Source organism: Pseudomonas sp. PGPPP4, from assembly GCF_002256045.1.
In the GTDB taxonomy this organism is placed as follows: domain Bacteria; phylum Pseudomonadota; class Gammaproteobacteria; order Pseudomonadales; family Pseudomonadaceae; genus Chryseomonas; species Chryseomonas oryzihabitans.
Genome location: NZ_NKID01000001.1, coordinates 108423 through 122636, shown reverse-complemented (window position 1 = coordinate 122636; position 14214 = coordinate 108423). Strand labels below are relative to the sequence as shown.

The window sequence follows — 14214 nt, the reverse complement described above, 5'->3', positions numbered from 1 at the left end:
GAAGTGGCCGGACCCGCGCCGACGGCGCGGGTCGTGGATAGCGGTCAGCCCAGCAGATCCACCAGCAGATCGTCGTGGCGGCGCTGCTGACGATCCAGGCGCAGCTGGCGGGTGCGGAAGATCGACTTGAGGTCTTCCAGGGCGCTGGCGAAGTCGTCGTTGATGATCAGGTAGTCGTACTCGACATAGTGACTCATCTCGCTGACCGCCTCGCGCATGCGGCGCTCAATGATCTCGGCGCTGTCCTGGCCGCGATTGTCCAGACGCTGGCGCAGGGCGGCCTGGCTCGGCGGCAGGATGAAGATCGACTGGGCATGGGGCAGCTTGCGGCGCACCTGCTGGGCGCCCTGCCAGTCGATTTCCAGGATCAGGTCGTGGCCTTCGGCGAGGGTGCGCTCCAGGGCCGCCTGGGAGGTACCGTAGTAGTTGCCGAACACCTCGGCGTGCTCGAGGAAGTCGCCGTGCTCGAGCAGGTTGGTAAAGGTCGCGCAATCGACGAAGTGGTAGTTCACCCCGTCGGCTTCACCCGGGCGCATGGCGCGGGTGGTGTGGGAGACCGACACGCGGATGTCGGGCAGGGCATCCAGCAGGGCCTTGACCAGGCTGGTCTTGCCGGCGCCGGAAGGCGCGGAAACGATGTAAAGGGTGCCGGGAAGGGCTGTCATGAAGGTCCGCCTATTCGATGTTCTGCACTTGCTCACGCATCTGTTCGATGAGCACCTTGAGATTGATGGCCGCCTGGGAGGCCCGGGCGTCGATGGCCTTGGAACCCAGGGTATTGGCCTCGCGATTGAGTTCCTGCATGAGGAAATCCAGCCGCCGGCCGGCCGCGCCGCTGCCCGCCAGGACCCGCCGCACCTCGGCCACATGGGTCTCCAGACGATCCAGTTCCTCGGCCACGTCGCTCTTCTGCGCCAGCAGCACCAGTTCCTGCTCCAGCCGCGCCGGTTCGAACTCGACCCCCGCCTCGGCGCAGCGCTCGAGGATACGCCGCCGCTGCAGGGCCAGCAGGTCGGGCAGCAGCGCGCGCAGGGTCGCCACCTCCGCCAGCACCTGGTCCAGGCGTTCCTCGATCAGGCGCGCCAGTTCGCGGCCCTCGCGCTGCCGGCCGTCGAGCAATTCATCCAGCGCCGCCTCGAACAGCGCCAGGGTCTGGGCCTTGAGTTCGGCGCCATCCACCTCGGCGCCCGCCAGCACCCCGGGCCAGGCCAGCACGGCCAGGGGATCGAGCTTGGCCGGGCGCGCGATCAGCGCGGCGACGTCTTCGGCGGCGGCCACCAGCTGCGCGGCGCGGCGGGCATCGACGCGCAGGGCCACGCTCTCGTCGCGCTCCTCGCGCAGCACGCACTCCAGCTTGCCCCGCGACAGGCGCCGGCGCAGCGCTTCGCGCACGCCGGACTCCAGATCGCGAAAGGTCTCCGGCAGCCGCAGGTGGGGTTCCAGGTAGCGGTGATTGACCGAGCGCAACTCCCAGCTCAGGGTGCCCTGGGGCCCCGGCCGCTCGACCCGGGCGAACGCCGTCATGCTGTGCACCATGGCAGGATCCTCGTCTGACGATGCGTGGATCTGGGGCGATCCCAGGCGACCACGCATGTAAAACGCACGATTCTAGCGCACCTGATCGGAGCGACCCAATGCATCCGTGTCGCATGAGCCGGACGCTCCCTATACTATGGACCTGATATCTACGCCTTACAGGAAGCCCGCAATGAAGCGTCCCAGTGGCCGCGCCGCCGATCAGCTGCGCCCCATCCGCATCACCCGTCAGTACACCAAGCACGCCGAGGGTTCGGTCCTGGTGGAATTCGGCGATACCAAGGTGATCTGCACCGCCAGCGTCGAGGCCGGGGTGCCGCGCTTTCTCAAGGGCAAGGGCCAGGGCTGGCTCACCGCCGAGTACGGCATGCTGCCGCGCGCGACCGGCGAGCGGAACCAGCGGGAAGCCGCCAAGGGCAAGCAGGGCGGTCGGACCCTGGAGATCCAGCGGCTGATCGGTCGTTCGCTGCGCGCCGCCGTCGACCTGTCCAAGCTGGGCGAGAACACCATCTATATCGACTGCGACGTGATCCAGGCCGACGGCGGTACCCGCACCGCCTCGGTGACCGGTGCCTGCGTGGCCCTGGTCGATGCCCTGGGCGCGCTCAAGCGCCGCGGCAACCTCAAGGGCAATCCGCTCAAGCAGATGGTGGCCGCCATCTCCGTGGGCATCTACCAGGGCACCCCGGTGCTGGACCTGGATTACCTGGAAGACTCCGCCGCCGAGACCGATCTCAACGTGATCATGACCGACGCCGGTGGCTTCATCGAAGTGCAGGGCACCGCCGAAGGCGCGCCCTTCCAGCCGGCCGAACTCAACGCCATGCTCGAACTGGCCCAGGGTGGCCTGCGCGACCTGTTCGAGATTCAGCAAGCCGCCCTGCGCGGCGAGTAAGGAAGCCCGCTCATGCACGATCTCGTCCCCGCCCCCAGCGTCGAAGCCCGGCGCTGGGCCATGCTCTGCCACTACGCCGCCTTCCTGGGCTTCGTGGTGCCCTTCATCGGTAACGTCATAGGTCCGCTGGTGGTCTGGCAGTTCAAACGCGAGGACGACCCCTTTATCGACCGCCAGGGCAAGGAGGCGCTGAACTTCCAGCTCACCGTCACCCTGCTGCACATGATCTGCTGGCTGCTGGTATGGGTGCTGATCGGCTTTCCGCTGATGCTGCTGGTGGCCTGCGTGGCCTTCGTGCTGACGGTGATCGCCGGCATCAAGGCCAACCAGGGTCGCGATTACCGCTATCCCCTGACCTGGCGGATGGTGAAGTAGCGGGCTTTTTGTGGCCTGCTTCTGATATCCGCGTTGAGGATTTCCGGTCGGCCCGGCGTCGTTTGACAGGCGCCGGAAGCCCTCCGCTATCATCCCCGCGTCGTACCTTTTTCCACCTGTCGCCCGTGGCCGTTCCTGACCGCCATGGGCGGTAGCGTGCCTGCCTTTCACTTGCAGACCTCATCCAGCCCAGGGACAACGCCAAGGTGGCGAGCCCTCGCGCTGGTTATCGCTTGCGCGCCTTTCACGTCAGCGCAGCGGCCGCCCATGGCCCGCTGCCTCGGCATCAACCCAGGGATGATGATCATGTCGGCCGTAGTCGCCCCCCCGCAATCGGCGTTCCAGCAGGCTTTGTCCTGGCGCTATTCGACCCTCGCGGTCTGGACCGCCATCTCGCTGCTGTTCGTCGAGACCTTTTCCGGCGCCCTGCGCTACTACCTCGACATGGCCGGCGCCTCGGCGCTGATCTACCTGCCCAAGATCGCCTGCCTGGCGCTCTTCGCCCTGCAACTGGCCACCGCCAAGCTGCCGCGCATCCTCTGGGTGGCCCTGCTCAGCATCCCGGCCTATGCGGCCCTGGCGCTGCTGCATGGCGCCAGCATCAACAACGTCTTCTTCTCGCTGTTCGTCTACAGCCCGCTGCTGTTCGGCCTGCTCTGCGGCCGCGAGCTGCTGGAGCAGCGACGCCTGCTCGGCCGGGTGGTGCTGGGTCTGCTGATCGCCTCGCTCATCGGCATCCTGCTGGACAAGTACACCTCCGTCCCCTGGAAGGGCTACAGCTACACCCTGGGTGGCAACGACATCGCCGGTAACACCAACTGGATGGCCGGCGAGGCCGACCGCATCGCCGGTTTCGCCCGCGTGTCCAACGTCCTGGCCGCGCTGATCGCCGTCTACTGCCTCTATCTCTCCTATTTCGCACGCTCCTACACGCTCTGGCTGCTGATGGCCCTGACCGGCCTGTTCGGCATCCTGCTGACCACCAGCAAGGCTCCGGCTGCGGCCTTCGCCTTCACCCTGGTGCTGATGCTGGGCCGGCGCTTCCAGTGGTCCACCTACCTGCTGTTGCTGCTCGGTGTGGTCGGCGGCCTGCTGCTGCCGATCCTGAGCCTGATCCGCGACTTCGATCCCCATGTGGTCACCAGCGACAGTGGTCTGGCCTCCTTCTACGACCGCCTGGTCAACACCTGGCCCAACGTGGTCGAGGTCATGAGCGAACCCGGCTGGACCCTGACCGGCGCCGGCTTCGGCATGTTCGGCAGCACCATGGCCGCCTTCCCGGTGCCGGGCGTGGAGCTGATGGTCAACTGCGACAGCAGCGTGGTCTATCTGTGGTGCGTGTTCGGCGTGGTCGGCATCGCCCTCTACTGCCTGCAACTGCCGCTGTTCATTCGCCTGCACCTGAGCCGTGATCGTGAAAGCCACACGCTGCTGGCCATCGCCTTCTGCCTCTGCCTGATCGGCTGGACCACCGACCTCTTCGAGATCGGCGTGGCCAACCTGTTCATCGGCATCACCCTGGGCTATCTGCTGCTCAAGCCCAAGACCGACCCCGGCCTGCACCTGGTCCGCCCGGCACCGGAAACCCTGGCTCCCCACGCCTAGCCCGACGCCCCCTTCTCTCGCCTTCCCCTTGCTGCCCGGATGCCGCTCATGGACTTCAGGAAAGACATCAATGGGCTGCGCGCGATCGCCGTGATCGCCGTCGTCCTCTTCCACTTCAATGCCGACTGGCTACCGGGCGGTTTCGCCGGGGTCGACGTCTTCTTCGTCATCTCCGGCTTCCTGATCACCGGGATCATCTTTCGCGCCCTCGAACAGCAGCGCTTCCGCCTGTCCGCCTTCTACCTGTCCCGCGTCCGCCGCATCGTGCCGGCGCTGGCGGTACTCTGCGCCGTGCTGCTGATCGCCGGCTGGTTCTTCCTGCTGCCCAACGCCTATGGCGAACTGGGCAAGCATGTGGCGAGCAGCCTGGGTTTCGTTTCTAACCTGGTCTACTGGAAGGAAGCCGGCTACTTCACCGCCGCGGCCCATGAGAAATGGCTGCTGCACACCTGGTCGCTGTCGGTGGAGTGGCAGTTCTACCTGATCTATCCGCTGATCCTGGTGTTGCTGTCCAAGCTGGTGTCACTCAAGACCCTGCGGGTGCTGATCCTGCTCGCCACCGCGGCCGGCTTCGCCTTTGCCGTCACCGCCTCCCTGCTCTGGCCGGAAGCGGCCTTCTATCTGCTGCCGACCCGTGCCTGGGAGCTGATGGTGGGCGGCGTTGCCTACCTCTTCCCGCTGCAACTCGCCGCCCGGTCGCGCCGCCTGCTGGAAGGCGCCGGGTTGATCGCCCTGGCGGTAGGTTTCCTGACGCTCGCCGAAGGCGATGTCTGGCCGGGCTATCTGGCGCTGATCCCGGTGCTGGGCACCGCCGCCATCATCCTGGCCGCCCGCCAGGATTCGCTGGTCACCAGCAACGGCTTCTCCCAGTGGACCGGTACCCTCTCCTACTCGCTCTACCTCTGGCACTGGCCGGTGGTGGTGTTCATGAGCTATGCCGGCCTGCTCGACAAGACGCCGCACCTGCTGCTGGGCATCGCCGCCTCCTTCGCCCTGGGTTGGGCTTCCTACACCCTGGTGGAGACCCGTGCCTCGCGCCGCAAGGGCCAGAGCGGTGCGGCACTGGCCACCGGCACCGGCCTGCTCGCCACCCTGTTCCTCAGTGCGGGCGCGGTGAACGCCACCGACGGTGCCATCACGCCGCTGCGCAGCATCAGCCAGTCGGACCGCGCGCAATTCGTGCAGGAATACCTGGATCGCCAGAAGAATCTCCACGACCTCTACTGGCTCAAGTGCGACGCCTATTCGGCCTTTACCCAACGCCACCAGGACGCCATCGACCCCAGCTGCACCCACGGCCAGGGCAAGGGCGGTCTCTTCGTCTGGGGCGATTCCCATGCCCAGGCCCTGTCCTTCGGCTTGCGCAGCCTGCTGCCGGCCGGCCTGCCCTACTACCAGGTGGCCTCGGCGAGCTGCAAGCCGCGCCTCACCGACGACATGGGTCGGCAAACCGAGACGCGAGTGACCTGCAACTACTCCAATCGCACCGCCCTGGAAGGCATTCAGCGCCTGCGTCCGGAGGTGGTGGTCATGGCGCAGAAGGCCGACCACGAAAAGACCGACTGGAACGCCATCACCGAGCGTCTGCACAGCTATGGCGTCAAGCGCATCGTGCTGCTCGGCCCCGTCCCCCAGTGGAGTCCGTCGCTGCCCAGCGTCATCGCCATCCGCCACTGGGGCAGCACCGATGACCACATCGCCGACTCCGCCCTGGATCGCCACGTCCTCGCCACCGACCAGGCCATGCGCCAGGCCAGGCTCCCGGCAGGACTGGAGTACATCTCCCTGGTACAGCGCCTTTGCGTCGAGGATGCCTGCCGGGTACGGGCCGCGGATGGCCGGACCCTGCTGCAGATCGACGATGGTCACCTGAGCGACAAGGGCTCGCTGTTCATCGTCGGCCATTACCTGCTGCCCAGTCTGCAACTGACGACGGCCACCGCCCAGCGCTAGGGCGCCGACCTCACGCCAGCTTCCTGACTCCATGAAAAAAGGCCGACCCCATCGGGGTCGGCCTTTTTTATTGCCGCGTGGATCAGGTCACCGGCGCCGGATTGAACAGCGCCAGGTCGTTGTGCAGGCGATGGCGCTCGGCCCAGGTCTGGCGGCGACCGCTGGCCACGTCCAGATAGCACTGGAAGATCTCCCAGCCCATCTCCTCCAGCGACAGCCGCCCGCTCACCACCCGACCGGCATCGATGTCGATCAGGTCCGGCCAGCGCTCGGCCAGCTGGGTGCGGGTCGAGACCTTGATCACCGGCACCATGGACAGTCCATAGGGGGTGCCGCGGCCGGTGGTGAAGATGTGCAGGTTCATGCCCGCGGCCAGTTGCAGGGTGCCGCAGATGAAGTCGCTGGCCGGGGTGGCGGCGAAGTACAGGCCCTTGCCGCGGATCCGCTCGCCGGGCGCGATGACCCCGGCGATGGGGCTGGTGCCCGACTTGGCGATCGACCCCATGGCCTTTTCGACGATGTTGTTCAGCCCGCCCTTCTTGTTGCCAGGGGTGGTATTGGCGCTGCGATCGGCCATGCCCCGTTCCAGGTAGCGGTCGTACCAGTCCATCTCGCGGATCAGGGCGTCGGCCACCTCCGGGGTGGCGGCGCGCGGGGTCAGCAGGTGGATGCCGTCGCGCACCTCGGTGTTCTCGGAAAACATCACGGTGGCGCCGGCCCGCACCAGCAGGTCGGCGGCCACGCCCAGGGCTGGGTTGGCGGTGATGCCGGAGAAGGCGTCGCTGCCGCCGCACTGCATGCCCACCACCAACTCGGACGCCGGCACCGTCTCGCGACGACGCTGATCGAGCACCTCCAGCCGCGCCTCGATCAGCCCCATGATCTGCTCGACCATGCCGGCGAAGCCGTTGGCCGAGTCCTGCAGGCGGAACAGCCAGTCTTCTTCGTTCTGCCCGGCGGTGAGGTCGTCGCCGGGCATCAGTTGGCTGGCCTGCAGCTTCTCGCAACCGAGGCCGATGACCAGCGCCTGGCCGCCGAAGTTGGGGTTGCGGCTGATGTTGTGCAGGGTACGGATGGGAATCACCGCATCCGGGGCGTTGATGGCCACCCCGCAGCCGTAGCTGTGGGACAGCGGCACCACGTCGTCGACATTGGGGTAGCGCGGCAGGATCTCCTTGCGCACCCGCTCTACACAGTGGTCCAACACCCCCACCACGCACTGCACGGTGGTGGTCACCGCCAGGATGTTGCGGGTGCCGACGCTGCCGTCCGGATTGCGAAAGCCCTCGAAGGTATAGCCCTCCAGGGGTTCGCCGACCTGGCCGGGCGCGGTGGCCTTGGGCAGGTTGTCCAGCGCCGGCGGCTCCGGCATGCGCAGCAGGGCTTCGGTGATCCAGCTGCCGGCGGGCACGTCCTGCAGGGCGTAGCCGATGACCTCGCCATAGCGCACCACCTCGGCACCTTCCCTGAAGTCCACCAGGGAGACCTTGTGGCTCTGGGGAATGGCCTCGACCGTGGTCAGGCCATCGGCGAAGGCGGTGCCAGCGGCCACGCCGGGTTCGTTGACCACCACCCCGACGTTGTCCTGGGGATGGAGCTTGATGTAGCGCGGCGAATCACGGTGATCGATCAGGTTCATGTTCTTATCCTCTGCCGGGGCTCAGGCCCGGGCCGGGTCAGGCTGGGTCGCACCCAGGATCTCGCCATCGGCGGTACGCAGCTCGACGCGCTGGATGCGACCGACGATGAACAGGTAGCTGAACACCGCCACCAGGGCATTGGCGCCGACATAGACCAGCGCCCACTTGAAGGAGCCGGTGGCGGCGATGAGATAGCCGATGACGATGGGGGTGGTGATGGAGGCCAGGTTGCCGAAGGTGTTGAACAGGCCACCGGAGAGCCCGGCGATCTGCTTGGGCGAGGTGTCCGCCACCACCGCCCAGCCGAGGGCGCCGATGCCCTTGCCAAAGAAGGCCAGGGTCATGAAGCCCACCACCATCCAGTCGGCGTCGACGTAGTTGCAGAAGATCATGCTGGTGGAGAGCAGCAGGCCGCAGACGATGGGCAGCTTGCGGGCGAAGGTCAGGGAATGGCCGCGCCGCAGCAGGTAGTCGGAGATCACCCCGCCGAGCACCCCGCCGATGAAGCCGCAGATCGCCGGCAGCGAGGCGATGAAGCCGGCCTTGAGGATGGTCATGCCGCGCTCCTGCACCAGGTACACCGGAAACCAGGTCAGGAAGAAGTAGGTGATGGCGTTGATGCAGTACTGGCCCAGGTAGACGCCGAGCATCATGCGATTGGTCAGCAGCTGGGTGATGTAGTGCCACTTGGGGCCGCCGCCCTGCTGGCGGGCGCCGTTGTCCATGTCCACCAGGCCGCCGTTGTCACGGATGTGCGCCAGCTCCGCGGCGTTGATGCGCGGATGTTCCTTGGGATTGTGGATGTACTTCAGCCAGACGCCGGAGAAGAGGATGCCTAGGGCGCCCATGATGACGAAGACGTGCTCCCAGCCGAAGTGGAAGACGATACCGCCCATGATCGGCGCGAACAGCGCGGTGGCGAAATACTGCGCCGAGTTGAAGATGGCCGAGGCGGTGCCGCGTTCGGCGGTGGGAAACCAGGCGGCGACGATGCGCGCATTGCCCGGGAAGGACGGCGCCTCGGCCAGGCCGACCAGGAATCTCAGCATGAACAGGGTGGTGACCGCCCAGGCCACCGGCAGACCGCCGACCAGCCCCTGCAGCAGGGTGAACAGCGACCAGAAGAAGATGCTGCCGGCATAGACCTTCTTCGAACCGAAGCGATCCAGCAGCCAGCCGCCGGGAATCTGCCCGGCCACGTAGGCCCAACCAAAAGCGGAGAAGATATAGCCGAGGGTGACGGCGCTGATGCCGAGGTCTTTCTGCAGACTGGAGCCGGCGATGGCGATGGTGGCGCGGTCGGCGTAGTTGATGGTGGTCACCACGAACAGCATCAACAGGATCAGGTAGCGCACCCGGGTGGGTCTTGTGGCATCCATGGGGATCCCTCTTGCGTGATTGTTTTTATTGAAGGTGCGAGTCGCTGGATGATTGCGCAATCATATCCTGATGCGACAACCTGACTCAGCCCTGCCGTTTGCCCAAGACTAAGCCATGATTGCGCAACCATACAAGTACGACGTCTAACAAGATCAGAACCGGCGGTCAGGTCGTGGCGCGGTCGATGATATGGAAACCGGTGTCGATGCGCACCGCTTTCGGGGCCTGGTTACCCTCGTTGAAACGCTGCAGCAATGCCTCTGCCGCCAGGGTGCCCATGCGATCGCCTTCGACGCTGACCGACGACAGCGCCGGGTGCATCTGGGCGGCGCTGGAGAGATTGCCGAAGCCCAGTACCGCCAGATCCTCGGGCAGGCGCAGTCCACGACTGGCGGCTTCCGCCATGACGCCCTGGGCGACGGTGTCCGAGCTGCAGACCACCACGTCGAAGGCCTCGTCACGGGCCAGCAACTGGCGCAGGCCCGCGCGACCGGACTCCACCAGCGCCGGCGCCGGCAGGATCTCCAGCGGCGGTTCCACCACGCCCAGCTCGGCCAGCCGCGCGACCAGGCTGCGACAGCGCCGCAGGGCGCGGGGGTCGTCCACCGAGACCACGGCAAAGCGCCGATAGCCGCGGGCGTGCAGATGCTCGGCCTGGGCCCGGCCCACGGCTTCGTGGGAAAAGCCCACCTGCATGTCCAGCGGATCTTCACCCAGGTCCCAGGACTCCACCACCGGGATGCCAGCCTGGGCCAGGCGCTGGCGACTGGCGGCGGTGTGCAGGGTACCGGTCAGCACGATGCCATCGGGCTTGCGCCCCAGCACCGCGGCCAGCAGCTGTTCTTCCTGTTCGGCGCTGTAGCCGGTCAGGCCGAGCAGGGTCTGGTAGCCGGCCTGGGACAGCCGCGCCATCAGCGCCTGCACGGTCTCGGCGAAGATGGAATGGACGATGGTCGGCACGAACAGCGCCACCAGGCGACTGCGATTGGACGCCAGGCCGCCGGCCAGCAGATTGGGCACGTAGCCGGTGGCCTGCACCGCCGCCAGCACCTTTTCCCGCGCCGCCTCGCTGACGATCTCCGGTCGATTCAGCGCCCGCGAGACGGTGATCGGCGACACCCCGGCGACCCGCGCCACGTCGATGAGCGTGGGGGCAGCGGAAATGACCGCGGTGGAGAGGGCTTTGCTGGACTTCTTGGCCATGAATCGCTGGAGACGAGGAAGAGATCGGCCATGGTAACGGTTGGGGCGGATGGCGTCCCCGGAGAACACCGTAGCGTGGAAAACCGCGCAGCGTTTTTCACATCGAGCCGCGTAGGTTGGGTTGCGCGCAGCGAAGCCCAACATCACCTCGGAGAGCCGCCCTTGTTGGACTTTGACGGTAGCGCCATCTCAACCCAACCTACGGGCCGCAGTAGCGTGGAAAACGGCGTAGCCTTTTCCACTGGAACGGCGTGGCGAGGGACTCCCTCACCCCAGCCCTCTCCCAGGGGGAGAGGGGGTCAACCGAGCAGGCGTTCATCGTCATCCGGCCTGGCCAAAGCGCGATCAACTGTCGGGGCCCGTCCCATCGGCGCACCGCCATGGCTGTGATAGTCCCCTGCCAGGCCTGATCGCGGCCATGGGCCGCTCCTACAGAATCAGGTGCGCTTCAGCGGCGGACCATCATGGCCGTACAGCCTACCCCCCCATCGCCATCCGAATGTCCGCCGCCAGCTCCAGCACGCGCGCCTCCTCGGTATCCCAGGAGCACATGAAACGCGCGCCGCCGCTGCCGATGAAGGTGTAGAAGCGCCAGCCGCGAGCGCGCAGGAATTCCAGCGCCGGCTCGGAGAGCTGCAGGAACACCGAGTTGGCTTCCACCGGGAACATGAAGTCCACACCGGGCACTCCGCGCACCCGCTCGGCGAGCAGCTGGGCCATGGCGTTGGCGTGGCGGGCGTGGCGTAGCCAGGTGTCGTTTTCCAGCACACCGAGCCAGGGCGCGGAGAGGAATCTCATCTTGGAGGCCAGCTGGCCGGCCTGCTTGCAGCGGTATTCGAAGTCCTCGGCCAGGTCGCGGTTGAAGAAGAGGATCGCCTCCCCCACCGCCATGCCGCTCTTGGTGCCGCCAAAGCAGAGCACGTCGACGCCGGCCTTCCAGGTCACCTCGGCCGGGGTGCAGCCCAGACCGGCCACGGCGTTGGAAAAGCGCGAGCCGTCCATGTGCAGGTGCAGGCCGAGGTCGCGGCAGGTCGCGCTGATGGCCTGCAATTCGTTGAGGCCATAGAGGGTGCCCACCTCGGTGGCCTGGGTGACGGTCACCGCCCGCGGCTTGGGAAAGTGGATGTCGGCGCGCTTGGTGGCGATCTGCTGGATGGCGCCCGGGGTCAGCTTGCCCTGGTGCGCCGGCGCCAGCAGCAGCTTGGAGCCGTTGGAAAAGAATTCCGGCGCGCCGCATTCGTCGGTCTCGACGTGAGCGGTGTCGGAGCAGATCACGCTGTGGTAGCTCTGGCACAGCGCCGCCAGGGCCAGGGAGTTGGCCGCGGTGCCGTTGAAGGCGAAGAACACCTCGCAGTCGGTCTCGAACAGCTGGCGAAAGCGATCGGCGGCGCGCGCCGTCCAGGTGTCGTTGCCGTAGGCGGTCTCGTGGCCGACGTTGGCCGCGGCCATGGCGGCCCAGGCTTCCGGGCAGATGCCGGAATAGTTGTCACTGGCGAATTGCTGGGCGTTGCTGCTCATCGGGCAGTCCTCACGACGGGTTCGGTGCGGGCCAGCAGCCAGTCGCGCGCGGCGCCCTCGACCAGCGGCAGCACGCGGCGGCGGACCTCGGCGTGATAGCCATCCAGCCAGTCCAGCTCGTCGCTGCGCAGCAGCGCCAGATCCAGGCAGCGGGTGTCCAGCGGACAGAGGGTCAGGGTCTCGAAGGCCAGGAAATCGCCGAATTCGGTGGTTTCCGCGCGGGTGCACAGGAGCAGGTTCTCCAGCCGTACGCCCCACTGGCCGGGGCGATAGATGCCCGGTTCGTTGGAGGTGATCATGCCCTCGCGCAGGACATGGTGCGGGGTGACCGTGGCATAGAAGGAAATCGACTGCGGCCCCTCGTGCACATTGAGGAAGTAGCCCACGCCATGGCCGGTGCCGTGGCCGTAGTCGATGCCAGCGGCCCAGATCGGCTCGCGCGCCAGGGCGTCGAGCATGGGCGCGGCGACGCCGGCCGGAAAGCGCGCCCGCGACAGCGCCAGCATGCCCTTGAGCACCAGGGTGAAATCGCGCTTCTGGGCGGCGCTGGGGGTACCGATGGGCACCACCCGGGTGATGTCGGTGGTGCCGCCCAGGTACTGGCCGCCACTGTCGATCAGCAGCAGGCCGTCGCCCTGGAGTTCGGCATGGGCCTCTTCGGTCGCTCGGTAGTGCGGCAGGGCGCCACCGGCGTTGAAGCCGGCGATGGTGGCGAAGCTCAGGGAGACGAAGTTGGGCCGGGCGGCACGCGCCTCGCTCAGCCAGTCGTCCACGGTCAGCTCGGTGAGGCGCTCGCCACGGGCCAGGGCCGCTTCGAAGCGGGCGAAGAAGACGCACAGCGCGGCGCCATCCTCTTCCATGGCCAGGCGCACCTGAGCCACCTCTTCAGCGGTCTTGCAGGCCTTGAGCAGGGTCGAGGGATTGATCTGTTCGTGCCGCTCGACACCCTGGGGCGCGGCCTCGGCCAACCCCAGGGTGACCCGTGCCGGGTCCACCAGCAGGCGACTGCCGGCCGGCAGCCGAGCCAGCTCGGCGGCGGCCTGGTGGTAGTCGGCCAGGGTCACACCGTCGGCCACCAGGGCCGTGCGGATCTCGGCCGGCACCTTGGCCGGGTCGATGAACAGCTGGCAGCTGTCGCTACCCAGCAGCACATGGGCGAGGAACACCGGGTTGTAGGGCACGTCGGCGCCGCGCAGATTGAGCAGCCAGGCGATGTCGTCCAGCGAGGAGATGAAATGCCAGTCGGCCTTGGCGTCCTTCAGCTTCTCGCGCACCTGGGCGAGCTTGGCGCTGCGCGGCTGGGGGGCCTGGGGGGCGGCATGGGCATAGACCGGCGCCGCCGGCAGCGCGGGGCGCTCGCGCCAGATCGCCGCCAGCGGGTCGAGATCGGTCCGCAGCTGGATCCCCTTGGGCTCCAGCGCCCGGCGCAGGGCCGCTGCCGCACCCAGCGACAGCACCTGGCCGTCCACCAGTACCGTGCCGCCCGCGGGCACCTGGTCGGCCAGCCACTGCAGGTGGGCCTGGGGCTGGCTGGCGACCTGCTTCATCAGGTCGATGCCGCTGCCCGCCAGCTCCTGGGTGGCCTGCTCCCAGTAGCGGCTGTCGGTCCAGACGCCGGCGGCCTCGCGGGTCACCAGCAGCAACCCGGCGGAGCCGGTGAAACCGGACAGCCAGGCACGGCCCTGCCAGTGCTCCGGCAGGTATTCGGACAGATGGGGATCGGCGCTGGGGATCAGGCAGGCATCGGCGCCCTGCTCGGCCAGGAAGGCGCGCAGGTCGGCAAGTCGTTGAGCGGAAATGGCGGTCATGAGCACCTCGACAAGGTCAGGGGCTCAGTGTGCCGCAGATATAAAAAAGCCGCACCCAAAGGGTGCGGCGGAGAAAGACCAAAGGAGCAAGGAGGGGTGGTCTTTCGAAAGCGGAGCGGCTCAGCGACGCGCGTCGGCGGCGGGAGCGGCCTGATCGCCGTAGTGCTGCATGGCGGCATGATTCTGATCGACCAGCTTGTATCTCAGGCTGGGATTGTCGTCGGCAGCGGCGAACTGGGTGGCGGTCAGGGCGGCAAGGGTCAGCAACAGGGCGGACAGAGAACGTTTCATGGCGAACTCC

The 14214-nt window shown here is 67.2% G+C and carries 12 protein-coding genes; 4 read left to right on the top strand and 8 right to left on the bottom strand.

All coding sequences use genetic code 11. The features are described from left to right. Positions 1 to 44 precede the first annotated feature (44 nt). Both gmk and CFE50_RS00535 read right to left on the bottom strand, forming a co-directional pair. Positions 45 to 665: a guanylate kinase gene (gene gmk / locus CFE50_RS00540; RefSeq protein WP_007161416.1), complete on the bottom strand. Its 621-nt coding sequence runs from the start codon at positions 663 to 665 to the stop codon at positions 45 to 47. A 10-nt stretch (positions 666 to 675) separates the two neighbouring features. After that, positions 676 to 1536 (bottom strand): YicC/YloC family endoribonuclease, encoded by an 861-nt coding sequence (locus CFE50_RS00535; RefSeq protein WP_286729541.1) that lies wholly within the window; start codon positions 1534 to 1536, stop codon positions 676 to 678. Positions 1537 to 1708: 172 nt separating this feature from the next. Here CFE50_RS00535 and rph point away from each other — a divergent pair, with 172 nt between their 5' ends. The 4 genes from rph (at position 1709) to CFE50_RS00515 (ending at position 6364) form a co-directional block, all read left to right on the top strand. Further along, positions 1709 to 2431, top strand: coding sequence for a ribonuclease PH (gene rph / locus CFE50_RS00530; RefSeq protein ID WP_058791176.1), 723 nt, complete (start codon positions 1709 to 1711; stop codon positions 2429 to 2431). A gap of 12 nt (positions 2432 to 2443) precedes the next feature. Next, the gene (locus CFE50_RS00525; RefSeq protein ID WP_241808258.1) at positions 2444 to 2806 is read left to right on the top strand and encodes a DUF4870 domain-containing protein; all 363 of its coding nucleotides are present in this window, start codon (positions 2444 to 2446) and stop codon (positions 2804 to 2806) included. Positions 2807 to 3112: 306 nt separating this feature from the next. Further along, a complete protein-coding gene (locus CFE50_RS00520; RefSeq protein WP_286729535.1) occupies positions 3113 to 4411 on the top strand; it encodes an O-antigen ligase family protein in 1299 nt (432 codons plus the stop codon). Positions 4412 to 4459: 48 nt separating this feature from the next. Next, the gene (locus tag CFE50_RS00515; protein WP_286729532.1) at positions 4460 to 6364 is read left to right on the top strand and encodes an acyltransferase family protein; all 1905 of its coding nucleotides are present in this window, start codon (positions 4460 to 4462) and stop codon (positions 6362 to 6364) included. A gap of 82 nt (positions 6365 to 6446) precedes the next feature. On the opposite strand, the gene garD is transcribed toward CFE50_RS00515, so the two are convergent. The 6 genes from garD to CFE50_RS00485 form a co-directional block, all read right to left on the bottom strand. Then, positions 6447 to 8003 (bottom strand): galactarate dehydratase, encoded by a 1557-nt coding sequence (gene garD / locus CFE50_RS00510; protein WP_286729530.1) that lies wholly within the window; start codon positions 8001 to 8003, stop codon positions 6447 to 6449. Between the two features lie 21 nt (positions 8004 to 8024). Then, positions 8025 to 9383 carry an MFS transporter gene (locus CFE50_RS00505; protein ID WP_007161423.1) on the bottom strand — a complete coding sequence of 453 codons (1359 nt, stop codon included), beginning with the start codon at positions 9381 to 9383 and terminating at the stop codon, positions 8025 to 8027. A 166-nt stretch (positions 9384 to 9549) separates the two neighbouring features. Further along, positions 9550 to 10587 (bottom strand): LacI family DNA-binding transcriptional regulator, encoded by a 1038-nt coding sequence (locus CFE50_RS00500; RefSeq protein WP_241808262.1) that lies wholly within the window; start codon positions 10585 to 10587, stop codon positions 9550 to 9552. A gap of 477 nt (positions 10588 to 11064) precedes the next feature. Next, on the bottom strand, positions 11065 to 12105 hold the full coding sequence (locus CFE50_RS00495; protein WP_278440157.1) for a threonine aldolase family protein: 1041 nt from the start codon (positions 12103 to 12105) through the stop codon (positions 11065 to 11067). After that, positions 12102 to 13913 (bottom strand): aminopeptidase P family protein, encoded by a 1812-nt coding sequence (locus tag CFE50_RS00490; RefSeq protein ID WP_286729524.1) that lies wholly within the window; start codon positions 13911 to 13913, stop codon positions 12102 to 12104. Before CFE50_RS00490 ends, CFE50_RS00495 begins: the two co-directional genes overlap by 4 nt. 120 nt (positions 13914 to 14033) lie before the next feature. After that, entirely contained in the window at positions 14034 to 14204 is a 171-nt protein-coding gene (locus CFE50_RS00485) for a hypothetical protein (RefSeq protein WP_007161427.1), read from the bottom strand. Positions 14205 to 14214: the final 10 nt, after the last annotated feature.

What these genes read in the sequence shown, in the direction of transcription:
- CFE50_RS00525 (WP_241808258.1), top strand. Translation starts at nt 2,444, where the DNA reads ATGCACGATCTCGTCCCCGCCCCCAGCGTCGAAGCCCGGCGCTGGGCC.
- CFE50_RS00535 (WP_286729541.1), bottom strand. Translation starts at nt 1,536, where the DNA reads ATGGTGCACAGCATGACGGCGTTCGCCCGGGTCGAGCGGCCGGGGCCC.
- CFE50_RS00515 (WP_286729532.1), top strand. Translation starts at nt 4,460, where the DNA reads ATGGACTTCAGGAAAGACATCAATGGGCTGCGCGCGATCGCCGTGATC.
- CFE50_RS00495 (WP_278440157.1), bottom strand. Translation starts at nt 12,105, where the DNA reads ATGAGCAGCAACGCCCAGCAATTCGCCAGTGACAACTATTCCGGCATC.
- garD (WP_286729530.1), bottom strand. Translation starts at nt 8,003, where the DNA reads ATGAACCTGATCGATCACCGTGATTCGCCGCGCTACATCAAGCTCCAT.
- CFE50_RS00500 (WP_241808262.1), bottom strand. Translation starts at nt 10,587, where the DNA reads ATGGCCAAGAAGTCCAGCAAAGCCCTCTCCACCGCGGTCATTTCCGCT.
- CFE50_RS00490 (WP_286729524.1), bottom strand. Translation starts at nt 13,913, where the DNA reads ATGACCGCCATTTCCGCTCAACGACTTGCCGACCTGCGCGCCTTCCTG.
- rph (WP_058791176.1), top strand. Translation starts at nt 1,709, where the DNA reads ATGAAGCGTCCCAGTGGCCGCGCCGCCGATCAGCTGCGCCCCATCCGC.
- CFE50_RS00505 (WP_007161423.1), bottom strand. Translation starts at nt 9,383, where the DNA reads ATGGATGCCACAAGACCCACCCGGGTGCGCTACCTGATCCTGTTGATG.
- CFE50_RS00520 (WP_286729535.1), top strand. Translation starts at nt 3,113, where the DNA reads ATGTCGGCCGTAGTCGCCCCCCCGCAATCGGCGTTCCAGCAGGCTTTG.
- gmk (WP_007161416.1), bottom strand. Translation starts at nt 665, where the DNA reads ATGACAGCCCTTCCCGGCACCCTTTACATCGTTTCCGCGCCTTCCGGC.
- CFE50_RS00485 (WP_007161427.1), bottom strand. Translation starts at nt 14,204, where the DNA reads ATGAAACGTTCTCTGTCCGCCCTGTTGCTGACCCTTGCCGCCCTGACC.